At 51.1% G+C, this 22,142-nt stretch carries 20 protein-coding genes; 10 read left to right on the forward strand and 10 right to left on the reverse strand.

The window, feature by feature from the left end:
* Positions 1-61 precede the first annotated feature (61 nt).
* From galS to mglC, 4 genes are all read left to right on the forward strand, one after another.
* Entirely contained in the window at positions 62-1,102 is a 1,041-nt protein-coding gene (gene galS / locus ACU8XX_RS08330; protein ID WP_000628659.1) for an HTH-type transcriptional regulator GalS, read from the forward strand.
* Between the two features lie 279 nt (positions 1,103-1,381).
* Positions 1,382-2,380, forward strand: coding sequence for a galactose/glucose ABC transporter substrate-binding protein MglB (gene mglB, locus ACU8XX_RS08335; RefSeq protein WP_001036964.1), 999 nt, complete (start codon positions 1,382-1,384; stop codon positions 2,378-2,380).
* Positions 2,381-2,440: 60 nt separating this feature from the next.
* On the forward strand, positions 2,441-3,961 hold the full coding sequence (mglA, locus tag ACU8XX_RS08340) for a galactose/methyl galactoside ABC transporter ATP-binding protein MglA (RefSeq protein WP_000255039.1): 1,521 nt from the start codon (positions 2,441-2,443) through the stop codon (positions 3,959-3,961).
* A 15-nt stretch (positions 3,962-3,976) separates the two neighbouring features.
* The gene (gene mglC, locus ACU8XX_RS08345) at positions 3,977-4,987 is read left to right on the forward strand and encodes a galactose/methyl galactoside ABC transporter permease MglC (protein WP_001275118.1); all 1,011 of its coding nucleotides are present in this window, start codon (positions 3,977-3,979) and stop codon (positions 4,985-4,987) included.
* 242 nt (positions 4,988-5,229) lie between these two features.
* On the opposite strand, the gene preA is transcribed toward mglC, so the two are convergent.
* The 7 genes from preA to ACU8XX_RS08380 form a co-directional block, all read right to left on the reverse strand.
* Positions 5,230-6,465, reverse strand: coding sequence for an NAD-dependent dihydropyrimidine dehydrogenase subunit PreA (gene preA / locus ACU8XX_RS08350; RefSeq protein ID WP_000956056.1), 1,236 nt, complete (start codon positions 6,463-6,465; stop codon positions 5,230-5,232).
* Positions 6,459-7,697: an NAD-dependent dihydropyrimidine dehydrogenase subunit PreT gene (preT, locus tag ACU8XX_RS08355; protein WP_001136389.1), complete on the reverse strand. Its 1,239-nt coding sequence runs from the start codon at positions 7,695-7,697 to the stop codon at positions 6,459-6,461. Before preT ends, preA begins: the two co-directional genes overlap by 7 nt.
* 193 nt (positions 7,698-7,890) lie before the next feature.
* Complete coding sequence (locus ACU8XX_RS08360) at positions 7,891-8,130, reverse strand: DUF2542 family protein (protein WP_000383096.1); 240 nt, start codon at positions 8,128-8,130, stop codon at positions 7,891-7,893.
* 2 nt (positions 8,131-8,132) lie between these two features.
* Positions 8,133-8,852 carry an outer membrane permeability protein SanA gene (gene sanA / locus ACU8XX_RS08365; RefSeq protein WP_000920064.1) on the reverse strand — a complete coding sequence of 240 codons (720 nt, stop codon included), beginning with the start codon at positions 8,850-8,852 and terminating at the stop codon, positions 8,133-8,135.
* A 149-nt stretch (positions 8,853-9,001) separates the two neighbouring features.
* Positions 9,002-9,886: a cytidine deaminase gene (cdd, locus tag ACU8XX_RS08370; protein ID WP_000553555.1), complete on the reverse strand. Its 885-nt coding sequence runs from the start codon at positions 9,884-9,886 to the stop codon at positions 9,002-9,004.
* Positions 9,887-10,015: 129 nt separating this feature from the next.
* Positions 10,016-10,711, reverse strand: a complete 696-nt coding sequence (locus tag ACU8XX_RS08375) for a CidB/LrgB family autolysis modulator (protein WP_000968208.1) — start codon at positions 10,709-10,711, stop codon at positions 10,016-10,018.
* Positions 10,708-11,106 (reverse strand): CidA/LrgA family protein, encoded by a 399-nt coding sequence (locus tag ACU8XX_RS08380; protein ID WP_001295452.1) that lies wholly within the window; start codon positions 11,104-11,106, stop codon positions 10,708-10,710. Before ACU8XX_RS08380 ends, ACU8XX_RS08375 begins: the two co-directional genes overlap by 4 nt.
* Before the next feature lie 238 nt (positions 11,107-11,344).
* Between ACU8XX_RS08380 and dusC the strand changes: the two genes are divergently transcribed.
* Entirely contained in the window at positions 11,345-12,295 is a 951-nt protein-coding gene (gene dusC / locus ACU8XX_RS08385; protein ID WP_001264872.1) for a tRNA dihydrouridine(16) synthase DusC, read from the forward strand.
* 387 nt (positions 12,296-12,682) lie between these two features.
* Here the strand turns inward: dusC and yohP are convergent, their stop codons facing one another.
* Entirely contained in the window at positions 12,683-12,766 is an 84-nt protein-coding gene (yohP, locus tag ACU8XX_RS08390; RefSeq protein WP_000691708.1) for a small membrane protein YohP, read from the reverse strand.
* 223 nt (positions 12,767-12,989) lie between these two features.
* Here yohP and mdtQ point away from each other — a divergent pair, with 223 nt between their 5' ends.
* Positions 12,990-14,426, forward strand: a complete 1,437-nt coding sequence (gene mdtQ, locus ACU8XX_RS08395; protein WP_001078139.1) for a multidrug resistance outer membrane protein MdtQ — start codon at positions 12,990-12,992, stop codon at positions 14,424-14,426.
* A gap of 52 nt (positions 14,427-14,478) precedes the next feature.
* Positions 14,479-15,240, forward strand: a complete 762-nt coding sequence (locus ACU8XX_RS08400) for an SDR family oxidoreductase (RefSeq protein WP_000079526.1) — start codon at positions 14,479-14,481, stop codon at positions 15,238-15,240.
* A 129-nt stretch (positions 15,241-15,369) separates the two neighbouring features.
* Here the strand turns inward: ACU8XX_RS08400 and ACU8XX_RS08405 are convergent, their stop codons facing one another.
* Positions 15,370-15,948 (reverse strand): DedA family protein, encoded by a 579-nt coding sequence (locus ACU8XX_RS08405; protein WP_000365433.1) that lies wholly within the window; start codon positions 15,946-15,948, stop codon positions 15,370-15,372.
* A 169-nt stretch (positions 15,949-16,117) separates the two neighbouring features.
* Here ACU8XX_RS08405 and ACU8XX_RS08410 point away from each other — a divergent pair, with 169 nt between their 5' ends.
* Positions 16,118-16,705: a Yip1 family protein gene (locus ACU8XX_RS08410; protein ID WP_001295454.1), complete on the forward strand. Its 588-nt coding sequence runs from the start codon at positions 16,118-16,120 to the stop codon at positions 16,703-16,705.
* Positions 16,706-16,878: 173 nt separating this feature from the next.
* Positions 16,879-17,811, forward strand: coding sequence for a D-alanyl-D-alanine endopeptidase (gene pbpG / locus ACU8XX_RS08415; RefSeq protein ID WP_001295432.1), 933 nt, complete (start codon positions 16,879-16,881; stop codon positions 17,809-17,811).
* A gap of 37 nt (positions 17,812-17,848) precedes the next feature.
* Here pbpG and dld read toward each other — a convergent pair whose 3' ends face one another.
* Positions 17,849-19,564 (reverse strand): D-lactate dehydrogenase, encoded by a 1,716-nt coding sequence (gene dld, locus ACU8XX_RS08420; RefSeq protein ID WP_000097369.1) that lies wholly within the window; start codon positions 19,562-19,564, stop codon positions 17,849-17,851.
* Positions 19,565-19,759: 195 nt separating this feature from the next.
* Here dld and bglX point away from each other — a divergent pair, with 195 nt between their 5' ends.
* Positions 19,760-22,057 carry a beta-glucosidase BglX gene (bglX, locus tag ACU8XX_RS08425; RefSeq protein WP_000871512.1) on the forward strand — a complete coding sequence of 766 codons (2,298 nt, stop codon included), beginning with the start codon at positions 19,760-19,762 and terminating at the stop codon, positions 22,055-22,057.
* Positions 22,058-22,142: the final 85 nt, after the last annotated feature.

Raw genomic sequence — 22,142 nt, forward strand, 5'->3', positions numbered from 1 at the left:
TGCTGACAAAATAGCCGCCAGCAAGCAGTCATTTACTGCAATCTCATAACAGGTAGTGAATATGATCACCATTCGTGATGTAGCGCGTCAGGCTGGCGTCTCTGTGGCAACGGTTTCCCGGGTGCTCAATAACAGCACGCTGGTCAGTGCCGACACGCGTGAAGCAGTAATGAAAGCCGTGAGTGAGCTGGATTATCGGCCAAACGCCAATGCCCAGGCGCTGGCAACTCAGGTTAGCGACACCATTGGCGTGGTGGTGATGGACGTTTCTGATGCGTTTTTCGGCGCGCTGGTAAAAGCGGTGGATCTAGTCGCTCAGCAGCATCAGAAATACGTGCTAATCGGCAATAGCTATCATGAAGCGGAAAAAGAGCGTCACGCCATTGAGGTGTTAATTCGCCAGCGTTGTAATGCGTTGATTGTTCACTCAAAAGCATTGAGTGACGATGAACTGGCGCAATTTATGGATAACATTCCCGGTATGGTGTTAATCAACCGCGTTGTGCCGGGGTACGCCCATCGTTGCGTTTGCCTGGATAATCTCAGCGGTGCCCGAATGGCGACGCGCATGTTGCTGAATAACGGTCATCAACGTATTGGTTATCTTTCTTCCAGTCACGGCATTGAAGATGACGCCATGCGTAAAGCAGGCTGGATGAGTGCGTTGAAAGAGCAGGATATTATTCCGCCGGAAAGCTGGATTGGCACTGGTACGCCGGACATGCCGGGCGGTGAGGCGGCGATGGTTGAACTGCTGGGGCGCAATCTACAACTTACCGCTGTATTTGCTTATAACGACAATATGGCCGCTGGCGCACTGACAGCATTAAAAGATAATGGCATTGCGATTCCGTTACATCTCTCAATCATCGGTTTCGATGATATTCCCATCGCCCGTTACACCGACCCGCAATTAACGACCGTGCGTTATCCCATTGCTTCAATGGCTAAATTAGCCACCGAACTGGCCTTGCAGGGGGCAGCAGGCAATATTGATCCTCGTGCCAGCCACTGTTTTATGCCGACGTTAGTGCGTCGCCATTCTGTCGCAACGCGCCAGAATGCGGCGGCGATCACTAACTCAACAAATCAGGCGATGTAACCGCTTTCAATCTGTGAGTGATTTCACAGTATCTTAACAATGTGATGGCTATGATTGCACCGTTTTAACGTTGTAACCCGTATGTAACAGTGAATAATCACTTTCACCGAGGTAATAGCGTCATAACAACAATTAAAGCCGTTTTCTGGAGCGTTACCGGGCATGGAAGAACGAATTTTAAAAAGTGAGCTTCGGCGTTCAGTAACACTTCATTAACTCTACTGCCCCGCCGAGCATTTATCTCAAGCACTACCCTGCATAAGAAAAACCGGAGATACCATGAATAAGAAGGTGTTAACCCTGTCTGCTGTGATGGCCAGCATGTTATTCGGTGCCGCTGCACACGCTGCTGATACTCGCATTGGTGTAACAATCTATAAGTACGACGATAACTTTATGTCTGTAGTGCGCAAGGCTATTGAGCAAGATGCGAAAGCCGCGCCAGATGTTCAGCTGCTGATGAATGATTCTCAGAATGACCAGTCCAAGCAGAACGATCAGATCGACGTATTGCTGGCGAAAGGGGTGAAGGCACTGGCAATCAACCTGGTTGACCCGGCAGCTGCGGGTACGGTGATTGAGAAAGCGCGTGGGCAAAACGTGCCGGTGGTTTTCTTCAACAAAGAACCGTCTCGTAAGGCGCTGGATAGCTACGACAAAGCCTACTACGTTGGCACTGATTCCAAAGAGTCCGGCATTATTCAGGGCGATTTGATTGCTAAACACTGGGCGGCGAATCAGGGTTGGGATCTGAACAAAGATGGTCAGATTCAATTCGTATTGCTGAAAGGTGAACCGGGCCATCCGGATGCAGAAGCACGTACCACTTACGTGATTAAAGAGCTGAACGACAAAGGCATTAAAACTGAACAGTTACAGTTAGATACCGCTATGTGGGATACCGCTCAGGCGAAAGATAAGATGGACGCCTGGCTGTCTGGCCCGAACGCCAACAAAATCGAAGTGGTTATCGCCAACAACGATGCGATGGCAATGGGCGCGGTAGAAGCACTGAAAGCACACAACAAGTCCAGCATTCCGGTGTTTGGCGTCGATGCGCTGCCAGAAGCGCTGGCGCTGGTGAAATCCGGTGCACTGGCGGGCACAGTACTGAACGATGCTAACAACCAGGCGAAAGCAACCTTTGATCTGGCGAAAAACCTGGCCGATGGCAAAGGTGCGGCTGATGGCACCAACTGGAAAATCGACAACAAAGTGGTCCGCGTACCTTATGTTGGCGTAGATAAAGACAACCTGGCTGAATTCAGCAAGAAATAAGACTGATTGGGCGCAGTCGTTTACTGCGCCCTTATTGTATGGCCAACAAGGTAAAATTATATGGTCAGCTCAACGACTCCGTCTTCCGGGGAATACTTGTTGGAAATGAGCGGTATCAACAAGTCTTTTCCTGGTGTTAAGGCACTTGATAACGTTAATTTAAAAGTCCGGCCACATTCTATCCATGCATTAATGGGGGAAAACGGCGCAGGAAAATCAACATTATTAAAATGCCTGTTTGGTATTTATCAAAAAGACTCCGGCACCATTTTATTCCAGGGTAAAGAGATCGATTTCCATTCTGCCAAAGAAGCACTGGAAAATGGTATTTCGATGGTACACCAGGAGTTAAACCTGGTATTACAACGTTCGGTGATGGATAACATGTGGCTGGGGCGATATCCCACCAAAGGCATGTTTGTCGATCAGGACAAAATGTACCGCGAAACCAAAGCGATTTTTGATGAACTGGATATTGATATCGATCCGCGTGCGCGCGTCGGCACATTATCCGTTTCGCAAATGCAGATGATCGAAATCGCCAAAGCGTTTTCCTATAACGCGAAAATTGTGATTATGGATGAACCGACTTCTTCGTTAACCGAAAAAGAGGTCAATCATCTGTTCACTATTATTCGTAAATTAAAAGAGCGCGGCTGCGGTATTGTTTATATCTCGCATAAAATGGAAGAAATCTTCCAGTTATGTGATGAAGTTACCGTATTGCGCGACGGTCAGTGGATCGCCACCGAACCGCTGGCAGGACTGACGATGGACAAGATCATCGCCATGATGGTTGGGCGTTCTCTTAATCAGCGTTTTCCTGACAAAGAAAACAAGCCGGGCGAAGTCATCCTCGAGGTGCGTAACCTGACGTCACTGCGCCAGCCGTCGATTCGCGATGTCTCGTTTGATCTGCATAAAGGGGAGATCCTCGGTATTGCCGGGCTGGTGGGGGCGAAACGTACCGATATTGTTGAGACGTTATTTGGTATTCGCGAGAAATCGGCTGGCACCATAACGTTGCACGGCAAACAGATCAATAACCATAATGCCAACGAAGCCATAAACCACGGATTTGCACTGGTAACTGAGGAGCGCCGCTCAACGGGAATTTATGCCTATCTGGATATTGGTTTTAACTCGTTAATTTCCAATATTCGCAACTACAAAAATAAAGTTGGTTTACTGGATAACTCGCGGATGAAAAGCGATACCCAGTGGGTGATTGATTCGATGCGGGTAAAAACGCCGGGTCATCGGACGCAAATTGGTTCGCTCTCCGGTGGTAATCAGCAAAAGGTGATTATTGGTCGCTGGCTACTAACGCAACCAGAAATATTAATGCTCGATGAACCGACGCGCGGTATTGATGTCGGGGCGAAGTTTGAAATTTATCAGTTAATTGCCGAACTGGCGAAGAAAGGCAAGGGGATTATTATTATCTCCTCTGAAATGCCTGAGTTGTTAGGGATAACAGACCGTATTCTGGTCATGAGCAATGGTCTCGTTTCCGGAATTGTCGATACAAAAACAACAACGCAAAACGAAATTCTGCGTCTTGCGTCTTTGCACCTTTAAGATTAGGGGCTTCCCATGAGTGCGTTAAATAAGAAAAGTTTTCTTACTTACCTGAAAGAGGGCGGTATTTACGTCGTTCTTTTAGTTTTGCTGGCGATTATTATTTTCCAGGACCCAACATTTTTAAGTCTGTTGAACTTAAGTAATATTCTCACCCAGTCATCGGTGCGTATTATTATCGCGCTCGGTGTGGCAGGGTTAATTGTCACCCAGGGGACCGATCTTTCTGCTGGTCGTCAGGTAGGGCTGGCGGCAGTGGTGGCTGCGACATTATTGCAGTCCATGGATAACGCCAACAAAGTGTTCCCGGAAATGGCGACGATGCCGATTGCGCTGGTTATTCTGATTGTCTGTGCCATTGGTGCGGTGATCGGTTTGATCAACGGTCTGATTATCGCTTATCTCAACGTGACGCCGTTCATTACCACGCTCGGCACGATGATCATCGTCTATGGCATCAACTCGCTCTATTACGACTTTGTCGGGGCGTCGCCAATTTCTGGTTTTGACAGTGGCTTCTCTACCTTTGCTCAGGGCTTTGTCGCGCTGGGGAGTTTCCGTCTCTCTTACATCACCTTCTACGCGTTGATTGCGGTGGCGTTCGTCTGGGTGTTGTGGAACAAAACCCGCTTCGGTAAGAACATTTTTGCCATTGGCGGTAACCCGGAAGCGGCAAAAGTATCTGGTGTCAACGTCGGCCTGAACCTGCTGATGATCTACGCGTTGTCTGGCGTGTTCTATGCCTTTGGCGGGATGTTAGAAGCCGGACGTATCGGCTCTGCCACCAACAACCTCGGCTTTATGTATGAGCTGGATGCTATCGCGGCGTGCGTGGTAGGCGGTGTATCGTTCAGCGGCGGTGTGGGGACGGTGATTGGCGTGGTGACCGGGGTAATTATTTTTACCGTCATCAACTATGGCCTGACGTATATCGGCGTAAACCCATACTGGCAGTACATCATCAAAGGGGCGATTATTATCTTCGCCGTAGCGCTGGATTCACTGAAATACGCGCGTAAGAAATGATGTGAATGTGGTCCGCATTCGGTCATAAACGCACATAACATCATGATCTGTGTGGTTTTGTAGGCCGGATAAGGCGTTCACGCCGCATCCGGCAACAGGAGCCAAATGCCGGATGCAACGCTGGCGCGTTTTATCCGGCCTACAATAAGCTCAACATACTGATTTGTATGGTTTTGTAGGCCGGATAAGGCGTTCAAGCCGCATCCGGCGACAGGAACCAAATGCCGGATGCGTCTCTGGTTTTACAACGTTACCGGGTGTTCTTTCTCGCCTTTCTTAAACTTCACTTCCCCGAGCTCAATACAACCCACCGGGCAGACGTGACCACAAAGCAGACAACCCACACATTTCTCGGTATTACAATGCGGTGTGCGGGTTTTCTCGCTCCATTCCATCGCCTGGTGACCGCCGTCGTAACAGGAAATATAACAGCGTCCACAGCCAACACATTTATCAAGATTGATACGGGGATAGACAATATAACTGCGGTCTAAATCTTCCGCCGGGACAATATTGTTATTCGCCAGACCTACCATCTCCTGCAGCGAATCAAATCCCTGATCGGCGAGATAATGCGACAACCCGCTTGCCATATCTTCCACTATCCGATACCCGTACTGCATGATGCCGGTGGTCACCTGTAACGTTGCTGCGCCGAGCAATAAAAACTCAGCCGCATCCTCCCAGGTTTCAATGCCGCCGATACCGCTGATTGGGAAATCGCGCAGTTCTGGATGGGTGCGCATTTGCTGAATGAAGCGCAGGGCGATCGGTTTTACCGCTTTACCGGAATATCCGGAAATACTCGATTTTCCGTTAACGATCGGCATACCGATTTTCTGATTAAGATCGATATTGGTGATGGATTTAACGGTGTTAATCGCCGCAATGCCATCTGCGCCGCCGCGCTTCGCCGCCAGCGCCACTTCGCACATATCACCGATATTCGGCGTCATCTTCGCCAGCATTGGCAGCGTGGAACCCCGTTTCACTGCCCGACAATATTTTTCTACCAGCTCCGGGTTTTGCCCGACATCGCTACCCATCGCATGAGAAGTCATTTGCGGACAGGAGAAGTTACACTCGATCATATCCGCGCCAGCTTCTTGCACCAGGCGCGCCAGCTCCTCCCATTGCTGCTCATTTTCCCCCATGATCGAAGCGATCAATACTTTGTCCGGGTAATCTTCCTTCAGCCGACGCAGGGCGGCCAGATTCTCTTCCAACGGATGTTCAGCAATCTGCTCCATATTTTTGAAGCCGATAAAACCGGTATCTTCTTTCACCAGATGATCAAAACGCGGCGAGACTTCGTTGGCGATAAAAAAGCCGATCGTTTTAAACACCACACCGCCCCAACCTGTGTCGTAGGCTTTGGCACACATCTCATAGCAGTTGCCTACCGGCGAAGAAGAGAGGCAGAACGGGTTGGGAAACTTCACGCCGCAAAAAGTAATCGAAAGATCTTTCGTTAACATGAGCAAGCTCCCTCTAAATAGTGATGAATCGCCTCGGCGGCTTCTTTCCCGGTTTTCACGGCATAGACCACGGTTTTGTCACCCTCAACAATATCGCCAGCAGCAAAGACTTGCGGGTCGCGGGTCTGGTAATTTTGTGTTTTGATGGTGTTACGCTGCGGCTCTAACTCCGCAAAGGCATCTAGTCTGGCATGCTGACCGACGGCGAGAATAATTTTATCTGCCGCCATCGTCAGTTCGCCCGATAACCGTACATGCTTAAACGTGACTTTATTGCCTTCCACGGCTACTGGCGTGAATCCATCGATGATCGAAACGCCCAGCTCCCGGGCGCTGGTAAACTCTTTTTCGCTTGCCGGAAACTCATCTAACTCTTCACGCGCTACGCAAGTTACCGCCTGACAGCCGAGAACTTTCAGCGTGCTGGCTACGTCCATCGCGACATCACCGCCGCCGATAATTAATGCGCTTTGTGGAATGCTGATATCGCCTTGCGCCTGTCGTGCACGTTGCAAGAAGTCGACGGCAATCTCAACGTCACTATGCTCAAACAGCGGTAGCCCGGAACCGCTTGATAACCCCACGGTGACCAGTACCGCGCGGTTTTCTGCTTTCAGCTGCTCAAGGGTGAGTGTGTTACCGACTTCGTTGTTGCACTTAATGGTCACGCCCATTTTTTCAATACGGGCGATCTCTGCATCCAGCACTGATTGCGGTAACCGGAATTGCGGAATACCGTTACGCAACCAGCCACCGGGGTGCGCTTCTTTCTCATAAATCGTGACGTCATAACCCTGGTTTGTCAGTGTCACACTGGCCTGCAATCCGGCAGGACCTGCGCCAATAATCGCGACTTTGCCGAGCGTTTTAGTACCGGGCTGATAAATTTCCATTCCGGTTTGTTGTTCAAAATCAGTAACAAAACGCTGTAAGCGGCCGATATCAATGGGAGCATCAACACCGGCACGGGTACAACCGCTTTGGCATAATTTCTCCGTCGGGCACACTCTGGCACAAACGGCACCGAGGGCATTATTTTCGCGAATTGTCTCGGCAGCGCCTTTAAAATTACGAAAGTAGATTGAGCGAATAAATTTCCCCGGATCGGTCTGTGCCGGGCAAGCCTGACTACAGGGAGCGTCGTGACATAATAAACAGCGAGAGGCTTCTTTAATCGCCAGTAAAGACGTAAAAGCCGGAGTGAGTTCATCCAGATAATTTTGTTGCGGCATGTGATCTTCCTTAATGCTATAGGTAATTAAGGCGAGCGTTTAGTAAATAATAATGTACTGATATTAAGGCTAAGCGTGCGGGGGAATTTAAACTGTGAAAAGATTCACAAATAGCTGCGGTTAGGAATGTGATATCCGCAGCTTATCAGGTGAAGTAATAATTATTCTCAATAATTAACTGGAGAGGGGAATATTAACGATAGAAAATAAGATAAACAATCATGCCGATAGATAAAATTCCGAAGCCGATATATGCCACCATATAAGCGAAAAAGAGTCCGGGATTTTTTGCTCGCCAGACATACACCGGTTCCGGTGCATTTTTAACCCGTTTATCAATCGCGCCTGCGCGCCAGCCTTTCCATGCTTCGCGGAAACAAAATATCGGGATAAGGAAAAAAACGGCAACGACAAAAAACTGCTGTACATCCATAACTACTTTCCTTGTTTCTTTTGTAATTCAAGTAACTGTTCGGGTGTGACGGCGGGATACCCCTGCGCATCTTCCGGTACCTGGTGCATAGCCGGAATAGGGACCAGCGGCCCTAAAAAACGCGGTTCACGTTTAAAAATATAAAGGTCAGCCAGCGCACCGAAACGGGCGGCAAATTCACGAATACGTACTGACAGCATATCTTTCGGTGACGGTACGGCATAACACTGAGCCTGAATCCCCATATGCAGCGCAATAAATAATGCTCGCTCACAGTGGAAACGTTGGGTGATAATAATGAAATCATTAGTATCGAAAACTTTGCGTGTACGCACGATGGAATCCAGCGTACGAAAGCCTGCGTAATCGAGAACAATATCTGATGGGTCGACACCAGCAGCGATTAAATCTTTGCGCATGGTCATCGGCTCATTATAACTTTGCAATGCGTTATCGCCGCTCAGTAATAGATAATTTACCTTACCGCTGTTATAGGCATTAATCGCTCCTTGAATGCGGTAGCGATAATACTGATTAATTACGCCAGTACGATAATATTTTGCTGTTCCGAGCACCACACCGACCTGGCGGTAGGGGAGATCCTGCAATTCGTCGTAGATATAAGGCGCGGTTTTCCAGCTCATCCAGCGATCGAGGCCGAGCACAGTCAACAGCAGCAAGCCGATCAGGACTAACAGGCTGAGGAACACGCGCTTTAACATGCAGGAGACTCGATCTAAGGAAAATTTCCATCAGGCTACTTTACCCGCTGGTTTTGCGCAAGAAACGGCAAACTGTTTGCCGGGAATTTCGACACCAGGAGAGGGCTGGCAAGCCGGACAAGGCGTTCACGCCGCATCCGGCACCAGGCTTAAGCGAGAAGCACTCGGTCGATACTGTGACAGCCGAGAGCTTTCAGCGTTGCGGAGGTGGCATCCCACTGAATCAACGGCGCATCGGCTTTTTCTGCCAGAACCGCGCGCTGGATATCCGGGTAATCATAACCCTTGAGATTCAACAGAATTAACGCTCCCTGCAACGGTGGCAGAGTCGGGTTGAATGCGGCGTTTTCAGCGTAGCTGCCACTGAAAATACGACCGTCTTTACATTCCAGCGCGACACCGCTTGGCGACTTACTGTAAGGCATGTGCGAACGGTTTGCCGCCGCAATCGCTGCCTGAGAAAGCGCATCACCCGTCAGCGCATAGCCGTGATCCTGTTCGTCCATCAGCAGCGTTTTAATCTCCAGATCTTTCGGCCCAAAGGCATCTGGCAGATAGTCACGCAGCGCGTGTGCCTCGCGGCCCGGCAGATGAATACGCAGATCCAGACCGCTGTTCAGTTCATTCATAAACTGACGGCAGTGACCACAAGGCGTGTAGTTAACGGTGATGGCTGCAAGCGCTTTTTCACCACTCAACCAGGCGTGGCTGATCGCGCTTTGTTCGGCATGAACGGTTTGCTGCATTGTCGCACCAATAAATTCCATATTGGCACCGAAATACCAGGTTCCGCTCACACCGCGCGCAATTGCGCCAACATTAAAATTCGACAATGGCGTACGCGCACAGGCCGCCGCCAGCGGAAGTAGTGCGAATGCCAGCGCGTCTTCGTCCAGCCCCGTTGCGCTCTTCAGCGATGAGACTTGCTCCCCGGTCAACAAAGCGGGGAAGTACTTGTCTGCCAGAATAGGTTCCAGTGCAGATTGCAAGTTATCCGCAAGTTGGGCAAAAGCGGTTTGAAAACGTGGATGCATGGCGTTGCCTCATAATCATGTAATGGGATAACAGTTTACGAACCCGTTATGGCTTTATATGTGATCTGAATCTCATTAATTATGCAACGCGTGAAACATACATCAAAAATGCGCGACGCATCGCAAATTTTAGCCCATTACTGCCAGAATAATCGGGAAAAGGAACGGTGCGATCAGCGAAGTAATTATCCCGCATAACACCAGCGCTAGCGAACTAAATGCACCTTCCTGATAATCCAGCTCGGCGCAGCGCGCCGTACCGAGGGCGTGCGAGGCAGTCCCCATTGCCAGACCGCGCGCAGCTTTGGTACGAATACGCATCGCATTAAGCAATGTATGGCCAAATACCGCGCCGAGGATGCCGACGAAAATCACGCAAACTGCGCTGATTGCCGGAATACCGCCAATACTGCCGCCAACCGCCATTGCAATAGGCGTGGTGACTGATTTCGGCAGGATTGACGCGGCGATTTCCGGTGAAGCGCCCATCAACAATGCCACGGAAGTCCCCGTCACCATCGCAACCACGCTGCCGATAAAACAGATGGTGATGATCGATTTCCAGCGCGCGCGGATCTGGTGTAGCTGCTCATATAAAGGATAGGCCAGCGCGACAACCGCCGGTTGCAGCAGATCGTTTAGCACTTCGCTACCTTTAAAGTAGCTGTCGTAAGAGATGCCGGTCAGCATTAAAAAAGGGATGATCACCACCATTGCTACCAGCAACGGGTTAAGCAAGGGAAACTTATACCGTGCCGCCAGTTTGCGGGCGGCAAAAAAGACAATCAATGTCAGTGGTAATGACCACCAGATATTCGCCATCATTCTTCTGATCCTTTCTGACCTACGACTTTACGTTCACCGTGCACCAGTTGCGAACTCCAGCTCACCACCAGAAATACCACCAGCGTACTGACAGCACAGGAAACCACTACCGGGCCAAACTGTGCGCGGAGCAAATCAAAATATTGCATGACGCCTACGCCAATCGGCACAAACAATAGCGCCATATAGCGAATCAGTACGTAGCACCCCGGATTGACCCATTTTGCCGGAAGAATTTGCAAGGCCAGCAGGACAAACAGGATCAGCATCCCGATGATGCTGCCCGGAATGGTTACCGGTAGCAGGGAAGCAATGAAAATGCCTGCATACAGGCAGGCATAAATCAGGACGAAAGCGCGTAAATATTGCCAGATAATGTTCAGTGTCTTACTCATAATCAACACCCCAGATGAGATGGATTCATCATACAATTAATTCGTAAAACGTGCTACCGATCACATTAAGAAATCAGCGCTTATTTTTTCGCTCCCCGGTATTACGCAATGAGCAGCGAACTCAGGCATACATCAAGCATAGAGAGGGATTGCAGTTTGCAGCAATCCCTCTTTGCAGACCTTTAATCCGCTGACCATAGGCGCTAACATAGCGCCTCATTTTTTTGCGGGTGATGATATGCGTGTGTTACTGGCACCGATGGAGGGAGTGCTTGACTCTCTGGTGCGTGAATTGCTGACCGAAGTTAACGACTACGATCTGTGCATCACCGAGTTTGTCCGCGTGGTGGATCAACTGCTGCCGGTAAAAGTCTTTCATCGCATTTGCCCTGAGCTACAAAACGCCAGCCGGACACCATCTGGTACGCTGGTGCGCGTGCAGTTGTTAGGTCAGTTCCCACAATGGCTGGCAGAGAACGCCGCCCGTGCGGTGGAGTTAGGTTCCTGGGGCGTGGATCTCAATTGCGGCTGCCCGTCGAAAACGGTTAACGGTAGCGGCGGCGGCGCGACGTTACTCAAAGATCCTGAACTCATCTACCAGGGTGCAAAAGCGATGCGTGAAGCTGTACCAGCGCATTTGCCCGTCAGCGTAAAAGTGCGTCTGGGCTGGGACAGCGGTGAGAAGAAATTTGAAATCGCCGATGCGGTTCAACAGGCTGGCGCTACGGAGCTGGTGGTGCATGGGCGGACAAAAGAGCAGGGTTACCGCGCGGAGCATATTGACTGGCAGGCGATTGGCGAGATTCGCCAGCGGCTGAATATTCCGGTGATTGCCAACGGTGAAATCTGGGACTGGCAGAGCGCGCAACAATGCATGGCGATCAGCGGCTGCGACGCAGTGATGATTGGTCGCGGGGCGCTCAATATTCCCAACCTGAGCCGGGTGGTAAAATATAACGAACCGCGAATGCCGTGGCCGGAGGTGGTTGCTTTGCTGCAAAAATATACCCGTCTGGAAAAGCAGGGCGATACCGGGTTATATCACGTTGCGCGGATTAAACAGTGGTTGAGTTATTTGCGTAAAGAATACGATGAAGCAACGGAATTATTTCAGCATGTTCGGGTGTTGAATAATTCCCCTGATATTGCAAGGGCTATTCAGGCAATTGATATCGATAAGCTGCGATAATAGTGGAATCGCAGTTTATCAGAGACAATGAATCGCTTATTCAGCTTCATCATCTTGTTGCGCTCCTTTCATGAGCTAAGCCACATATTGCCACTGGCGCAAGGAGCGCGCAGGGGGAGGACAATCGCCTCCTCCCCCTGCCCCCCCGGGCTCTGGCGAACAAAATCGCCGCTGCGCGGTACCTTCAGCTTATCCCCTTCGGCTACCGGGTCGGGCGCGAGGTAACGTCCTTGTAAGACGCGCCCTCAGCCCACATCCATGTGGGCTGCCCCGGCCTTCGGGGAACGCTTCAGCGATTTTGACGCCACCAACACCGGAGCTGTTTGCAAATCAAGTACACAAAATATCTAGTTCCTGACCTGACAACTTATATGCCATATCTGATTTTTAAAATATCATCTTAAATACGCCAGTCACCACCAGTAGCCCAATCAGGAAAATAATCAATACAGCCCAGAGTATAATTTTCATTGGCGTTCCTTTATTTGTGAGTGCTGAATAAGTATAGGAAAAAACGAAGCCCTTTGCCGTTATCCATAAACGATTAAGATAAATCGGAAGATATCATTTACTTAGTCTATATTTTTCTGGGTATGTCGTTTTATTGCTACTGATGTATTGCCACGCGAAACTAAAAAATATATCGCAACACACGGTAATCTCCGCGCACCGTTTCTTACCTGATTATTCCCCCATGAATCGTGATTCCTTTTATCCAGCCATCGCCTGTTTTCCGCTGTTACTGATGCTGGCCGGGTGTGCGCCTATGCATGAAACCCGCCAGGCGTTAAGCCAGCAAACGCCCGCTGCACAAGTTGACACCGCATTACCCACGGCGCTGAAAAATGGTTGGCCAGACAGCCAATGGTGGCTGGAGTATCACGATAATCAACTCACTTCATTAATTAACAATGCACTACAGAACGCACCGGATATGCAGGTGGCTGAACAGCGCATTCAGCTAGCTGAAGCCCAGGCGAAGGCAGTTGCCACTCAGGATGGTCCGCAGATCGACTTTTCGGCGGATATGGAGCGGCAAAAAATGTCGGCAGAAGGCTTAATGGGGCCGTTTGCTCTGAACGATCCGGCCGCAGGTACGACCGGCCCGTGGTACACCAACGGTACTTTTGGCTTAACGGCGGGCTGGCATCTCGATATCTGGGGAAAGAATCGGGCGGAGGTTACTGCCCGCCTGGGTACGGTTAAAGCACGGGCGGCGGAACGCGAGCAAACCCGCCAATTGCTGGCTGGCAGCGTAGCCCGCCTGTACTGGGAGTGGCAAACCCAGGCGGCGTTAAACACGGTCTTGCAGCAAATAGAAAAAGAGCAGAACACCATTATCGCGACCGATCGCCAGCTATATCAGAACGGGATTACTTCTTCAGTTGAAGGTGTGGAAACCGATATTAATGCCAGCAAAACCCGGCAGCAGCTCAACGATGTCGCGGGGAAAATGAAAATTATTGAGGCACGGTTAAGCGCACTTACAAATAACCAGACAAAGTCATTGAAGCTTAAACCGGTCGCGTTGCCGAAAGTGGCAAGCCAGCTTCCTGATGAACTGGGGTACTCCTTACTGGCCCGGCGGGCAGATTTGCAGGCGGCGCACTGGTACGTTGAGTCATCGCTAAGCACCATTGATGCGGCAAAAGCGGCATTTTATCCTGACATCAACCTGATGGCCTTCCTGCAACAGGATGCGTTGCACTTAAGCGATCTGTTCCGTCATTCCGCGCAGCAAATGGGCGTTACGGCAGGCCTGACGCTACCCATTTTCGATAGTGGTCGTCTTAACGCCAATCTCGATATCGCAAAAGCCGAAAGCAACTTGTCTATCGCCAGCTACAACAAAGCGGTGGTTGAAGCGGTGAATGACGTGGCGCGGGCAGCCAGTCAGGTTCAGACACTTGCGGAGAAAAACCAGCATCAGGCGCAAATTGAGCGCGATGCCTTGCGTGTGGTAGGTCTTGCGCAGGCGCGCTTTAACGCGGGCATCATTGCTGGTTCCCGCGTCAGCGAAGCCAGAATCCCCGCGCTGCGTGAGCGGGCCAATGGCCTGTTATTGCAAGGGCAGTGGCTGGATGCTTCCATTCAACTCACTGGTGCGTTGGGCGGGGGTTACAAACGCTGATGATATGCGCCTTCTATACTTAACGTTTATTCAGCGTTAAGTGGAGAACTCGATGGCACAGGTTGCGATTATTACCGCCTCCGATTCGGGGATCGGCAAAGAGTGCGCGTTATTACTGGCGCAGCAGGGGTTTGATATTGGCATTACCTGGCACTCAGATGAAGAAGGGGCAAAAGATACCGCGCGTGAGGTAGTTAGCCACGGCGTACGTGCGGAGATCGTGCAGCTGGATCTCGGTAAACTGCCAGAAGGTGCGCAGGCGCTGGAGAAACTCATTCAACGGCTGGGGCGTATTGATGTGCTGGTGAATAATGCGGGCGCAATGACCAAAGCGCCGTTTCTTGATATGGCTTTCGATGAGTGGCGCAAGATTTTTACCGTTGATGTCGATGGTGCATTTTTATGCTCACAAATTGCGGCCCGCCAGATGGTGAAACAAGGGCAGGGCGGTCGCATCATCAACATTACGTCGGTACATGAACATACGCCGCTGCCGGATGCCAGCGCTTACACAGCCGCTAAACATGCGCTCGGCGGGTTAACCAAAACGATGGCGCTGGAGCTGGTCAGGCATAAGATTTTGGTGAACGCAGTCGCGCCTGGGGCGATCGCCACGCCAATGAATGGCATGGATGACAGCGACGTGAAGCCCGACGCGGAGCCTTCGATTCCTCTGCGGCGTTTTGGCGCAACGCATGAGATTGCCAGCCTGGTAGCATGGCTGTGCTCAGAGGGCGCAAATTACACCACCGGGCAGTCGTTGATAGTGGATGGCGGCTTTATGTTGGCGAATCCGCAGTTCAACCCAGAATAGCGCAGTGAGGTGCGTGGTTATTTCAATGGGTAAAATTTTGGTAGGCATGATAAGACGCACAAGTGTCGCATCAGGCATGGTGCACCGGATGTCGGATGCGGCGCGAACGCCTTACCCAGGGCAATGGTTTTACGCCTGATTATCCGGCTTTTTCTTCCCGCGTCGTTTCAGCCACCAGCGCACGCCTACCACCAGAACCACGACCAGAATCAACCAGACCCAGTGCTTCAAATGCTGGTCGAGATTGTGCAACCACGGCGCAATCACCTGACCACCAGCGTAACCGATAGTGGTAAAAATCAACGCCCAGGCAAATGCGCCGAGAATATTAAGCGGCAGAAAGATTTTCGGCGGCAGCTGGCTGGCACCAATCAGCGTCGGGCCAATCACCCGAAAGCCATACATAAAGCGCGTACCAATGACAAACAGATACGGATGGCGTTGGATAAGTTTCTGCGCCCGCTCAATTTTATCCTGATGTTTCGAGAAACGGCGTAACAGCTTGCCGCCAAACCGCCGCCCGCACAGATAAAGCACCTGGTCGCCAATCATGCCGCCAAGCGCCACAGAAAGTACCACCAGCGGGAACTTTAATAGCCCCTGATGTGCCGCAACGCCTCCCAGCAAAGTCACGGTTTCACCTTCCGCCAGGCTACCGATCACCAGCGCGGCATAACCATATTGTGAGATGAGTGTATTGAGATCCATAGGCCAGTCTGTCTCCCTTTGGTTGCCTTTAAGCATACACCCTGGAAATCATTCACGCTGAAAAAGGACGTACATCAGACGGTGCAAATTACATGAGCGAACAAAAAATAATCACAAGCTGACTTATACTTGAACTGTCAGGTTCATGAACTCACAACAAGGGGGCGGTATGAGCCATGTCTGGGGACTGTTTTCCCATCCCGATCGTGAAATGCAGGTGATTAATCGCGAAAACGAAACGATTTCTCACCATTACACCCACCACGTTTTGCTGATGGCGGCGATTCCGGTGATTTGCGCCTTCATTGGCACTACACAGATTGGCTGGAATTTTGGCGATGGCACTATCCTGAAGTTATCCTGGTTTACCGGACTGGCGCTGGCTGTCCTGTTTTATGGCGTTATGCTGGCTGGGGTTGCGGTAATGGGGCGGGTCATCTGGTGGATGGCGCGTAATTATCCGCAGCGTCCGTCACTTGCGCACTGCATGGTCTTCGCGGGCTACGTTGCAACTCCGCTGTTTTTAAGCGGTCTGGTGGCGCTTTATCCACTGGTCTGGTTGTGTGCGCTGGTCGGCACGGTGGCGCTGTTTTACACCGGCTACCTGCTTTACCTTGGTATTCCGAGCTTCCTGAATATCAACAAAGAGGAAGGCCTTAGCTTCTCTAGTTCGACGCTGGCGATTGGCGTGCTGGTACTGGAAGTGCTGCTCGCCCTAACCGTTATACTATGGGGCTACGGTTATCGTTTGTTCTAGAAAGTTCTTTGACGTTGCATTGCTGGCGTAAATGTCAGCAATGCAGCATTTCCTCACGATTCTCCTTTGACGATCGCACTTTTTGCTCGTTATGATGGCGTCGCTAGCCTCAGTAAATCCTTACTCCGGCGGTGCGCAACCCGTGCGCGTGAACCACTATCTGAATGCTCATCATGCCGAAATTTCGAGTTTCTTTATTTAGCCTGGCCCTGATGCTGGCTGTGCCTTTGGCACCGCAGGCCGTTGCGAAAACGGCAGCCGCTACCACCGCTTCACAACCGGAAATTGCCTCCGGTAGCGCGATGATTGTTGATCTGAATACCAACAAAGTGATCTATTCGAACCACCCGGATCTGGTGCGTCCGATTGCGTCTATCAGCAAATTAATGACCGCGATGGTTGTGCTGGATGCACGACTGCCGCTGGATGAAAAACTAAAAGTGGATATCAGCCAGACGCCGGAGATGAAAGGGGTCTATTCGCGCGTACGACTGAATAGCGAAATCAGCCGTAAAGATATGCTGTTGCTGGCGCTGATGTCTTCAGAAAACCGCGCGGCGGCAAGCCTTGCGCACCATTATCCCGGTGGTTACAAAGCCTTTATTAAGGCAATGAATGCGAAAGCGAAATCGCTCGGAATGAACAACACGCGCTTTGTTGAACCTACCGGATTGTCGGTGCATAACGTTTCAACTGCCCGTGACTTAACCAAACTGCTCATTGCCAGCAAACAATATCCGTTGATCGGGCAGTTAAGTACTACCCGGGAAGATATGGCAACCTTCTCTAACCCGACGTATACGCTGCCGTTCCGCAATACTAATCATCTGGTGTATCGCGATAACTGGAATATTCAGTTAACCAAAACCGGCTTTACCAATGCGGCGGGCCATTGTCTGGTGATGCGTACGGTTATCAATAATAAACCGGTGGCGCTGGTAGTGATGGACGCGTTTGGCAAATATACCCATTTTGCCGATGCCAGCCGCCTGCGTACCTGGATTGAAACCGGTAAAGTGATGCCTGTGCCGGCAGCAGCGTTGAGCTATAAAAAACAAAAAGCCGCCCAAATGGCGGCGGCGGGGCAGACGGCACAGAACGATTAAGTGAATTCGGATGGCGATACTCTGCCATCCGTAATTTTTACTCCACTTCCTGCCAGTTTTTCCGTTTACTGGTTTTACCGATCCCCGGATTCATGCTGTTGGTCGGATCGTTCTCGCGATAGAACTTCTGCAACGTCTCCGGTGCTTTATACAAATGACCGACGTTATGCTCGGCAGGGTACTGCGCGCCGCGCTGCTGTAGCAGTTCCAGCATCTGTTCTTTTAACGCATGCACATCCACGCCTTTTTTCACTATGTAATCCTGATGGAAGACATAGCACATAAAATGGCCGTAATAGAGCTTGTGCACCAGCTGGCTGTCGATCTCCGGCGGTAAATGCTCATACCACTCGGTGTCGTTACGCCGCAGAGCGATATCCAACGCCAGAATGTCTTCGACTTCATCGGAATGCACCGCCTGATAACGAATTGCTGCGCCCGCAGCGGCGAAACGGTGTAAAAACGCTTTGCTGCCTTCCTCCGGCGTACAGACAAAGAAATCGCCTTCGGCCTGTTTGAAATAATCCACCAGCCACGATTTGGCTTCGCCCACGCCATCGCCCGCCATTTTTAACAGCAGATGATGCTCGTATTTATCGCGCCAGTTTTTCATGCGCGGCGGTAAATGGCTGGGGAACAGGTGACCGAATTTTTGCATCGCACGGTCAGTAAAATGCGGACGGAAGAATTTCACTTTCTCCAGCATCGCATCGGTACGTCCCTTGAGATTAAAGAAGAACGGCATCTTGTCGGTGCCTAACTTATCAATCATCAGGAAGGTGTCTTTGCCGTATTTTTCCGCAATATCGTAGATATCCCGGTGCATATATTCCCCGGCAACCGGCAGATTTTCGAAGTTAGCCAGAATATGACGGCGGATTTCGGTCAGCACTTCCGGCTGGTTGGTGCCGATATAAAACACCTGCTGATTTTTTTCCGCTTCGAAGGTATCAAGACGTACTGCAAAGACCGCCAGCTTCCCGGCGCAACCAGAAGATTCAAATAACCGATCAGGATCGGCGTTATAACGTGCGGGCGTGTCGGCTTCAATATCACGAACGCGGTGGACATAGTCATAATCGTGGGCGTGACGACCATCGTGACGCACATCGTCATCTTTGATGCGATCATCATCCAGCTTGCTAAGGATCTGCTCCGGCGTTTCGCCCAGATCAATCCCCAGATGGTTCACCAGCGTCAGTTTGCCGTCTTCATTTATACGCGCGAATAACGACATTTCGGTATACGCCGGGCCACGTTGCACCAGCGAGCCGCCGGAGTTGTTACAAATACCACCGATGACCGATGCGCCTATACACGATGATCCAATCACTGAGTGCGGTTCGCGTCCCAGCGGTTTGAGGGCTTTTTCCAGCGAATAGAGCGTGGTGCCCGGATAGGCCAGCACCTGTTCGCCCTTGCCGAGAACGTGCAGCTTGTCGAGACGCAGGGTGCTGATGATCACGATATCGCGATCATAGTCGTTACCGTTTGGCGTCGATCCTTCGGTCAGGCCTGTATTGGCAGCCTGCATCAGAATAATTTTGTCGGCGGTGACGCAGGCTTTCAGCACCCGCCACAATTCCAGTAGTGAGCCAGGGAAAACGACAGCCAGCGCGTCGCCCTGACCAGAACGGAAGCCCTTGCGATAGCGGGCCGTTTTTGCGGGATCGGTGAGCAGGTGTGAATGACCGACCAGACGGGCAAGTTCATTCAAAAAGGCTTTATTATCAGTTGTTGTCATGGAAGACATTTTCCACTCCTTGTGGTGGCGAAAAAATATCACAAACTAGAATAGCGCCTTGTATGACAATTCAGCGAGTGAATATTTTGAAAATTCAGACAATAAACTGAGCATTCTTTTTCTCTCTCCATCATGCTTATGGCAAACTACGGTTTTTGCACCATTTTCGCTGCCTCGTCGGGCAACAGAGGAAGAAAAATCCATATGAAATGGCTATGTTCAGTAGGAATCGCGGTGAGTCTGGCCCTGCAGCCAGCACTGGCGGATGATTTATTCGGCAACCATCCATTAACGCCCGAAGCGCGGGATGCGTTCGTCACCGAACTGCTTAAGAAAATGACAGTTGATGAGAAAATTGGTCAGCTGCGCTTAATCAGCGTAGGCCCGGATAATCCGAAAGAGGCGATCCGCGAGATGATCAAAGACGGTCAGGTTGGGGCGATTTTCAACACCGTAACCCGTCAGGATATCCGCGCCATGCAGGATCAGGTGATGGAATTAAGCCGCCTGAAAATTCCTCTTTTCTTTGCTTACGACGTGCTGCACGGTCAGCGCACGGTGTTCCCGATTAGCCTCGGTCTGGCCTCGTCTTTTAACCTCGATGCGGTGAAAACGGTCGGGCGTGTCTCTGCTTATGAAGCGGCAGATGATGGCCTGAATATGACCTGGGCACCGATGGTCGATGTCTCGCGCGATCCGCGCTGGGGACGTGCCTCCGAAGGTTTTGGCGAAGATACGTATCTCACCTCAACAATGGGTAAAACCATGGTGGAAGCGATGCAGGGTAAAAGCCCGGCAGATCGCTACTCGGTGATGACCAGCGTCAAACACTTTGCCGCATACGGCGCGGTAGAAGGCGGTAAAGAGTACAACACCGTCGATATGAGTCCGCAGCGCCTGTTTAATGATTATATGCCGCCGTACAAAGCGGGGCTGGACGCAGGCAGCGGCGCGGTGATGGTGGCGCTGAACTCGCTGAACGGCACGCCAGCCACCTCCGATTCCTGGCTGCTGAAAGATGTTCTGCGCGACCAGTGGGGTTTTAAAGGCATCACCGTTTCCGATCACGGTGCAATCAAAGAGCTGATTAAACATGGCACGGCGGCAGATCCGGAAGATGCGGTGCGCGTGGCGCTGAAATCCGGCATCAACATGAGCATGAGCGACGAGTACTACTCGAAGTATCTGCCTGGGTTGATCAAATCCGGCAAAGTGACGATGGAAGAGCTGGACGATGCTGCCCGCCATGTACTGAACGTTAAATATGATATGGGATTGTTTAACGACCCATACAGCCATTTGGGGCCGAAAGAGTCTGACCCGGTGGATACCAATGCCGAAAGCCGCCTGCACCGTAAAGAAGCGCGTGAAGTGGCGCGCGAAAGCCTGGTGTTGCTGAAAAACCGTCTCGAAACGTTACCGCTGAAAAAATCGGCCACCATTGCGGTGGTTGGGCCACTGGCGGACAGTAAACGTGACGTGATGGGCAGCTGGTCCGCAGCCGGTGTTGCCGATCAATCCGTGACCGTACTGACCGGGATTAAAAATGCCGTCGGTGAAAACGGTAAAGTGCTGTATGCCAAAGGGGCGAACGTTACCAGTGACAAAGGCATTATCGATTTCCTGAATCAGTATGAAGAAGCGGTCAAAGTCGATCCGCGCTCGCCGCAAGAGATGATTGATGAAGCGGTGCAGACTGCGAAACAATCTGATGTGGTGGTGGCTGTGGTCGGTGAAGCACAGGGGATGGCGCACGAGGCCTCCAGCCGTACCGATATCACTATTCCGCAAAGCCAACGTGACTTGATTGCGGCGCTGAAAGCCACCGGTAAACCGCTGGTGCTGGTGCTTATGAACGGGCGTCCGCTGGCGCTGGTGAAAGAAGATCAGCAGGCTGATGCGATTCTGGAAACCTGGTTTGCGGGGACTGAAGGCGGTAATGCAATTGCCGATGTGTTGTTTGGCGATTACAACCCGTCCGGCAAGCTGCCGATGTCCTTCCCGCGTTCTGTCGGGCAGATCCCGGTGTACTACAGCCATCTGAACACCGGTCGTCCGTATAATGCCGACAAGCCGAACAAATACACTTCGCGTTATTTTGATGAAGCTAACGGGGCGCTTTATCCGTTCGGCTATGGTCTGAGCTATACCACTTTCACCGTCTCTGATGTGAAACTTTCTGCGCCGACCATGAAGCGTGACGGCAAAGTGACGGCCAGCGTGCAGGTGACGAACACCGGTAAGCGCGAGGGTGCCACGGTAGTGCAGATGTACTTGCAGGATGTGACGGCTTCTATGAGCCGCCCAGTGAAGCAGCTGAAAGGCTTTGAGAAAATCACCCTGAAGCCGGGCGAAACTCAGACCGTCAGCTTCCCGATTGATATTGAGGCGCTGAAGTTCTGGAATCAACAGATGAAATATGACGCCGAGCCTGGCAAGTTCAATGTCTTTATCGGCACTGATTCCGCACGCGTTAAGAAAGGCGAGTTTGAGTTGCTGTAATGCTTTAGTAAGGGCGCGACGTTTGCGCCCTTTGCCTGATGTTCATATCTTAACTTGCTGAATTTTCGCCCTTTGTAGGCCGGAT

The sequence above is a fragment of the Escherichia sp. MAL-1 genome (genome assembly GCF_052948035.1).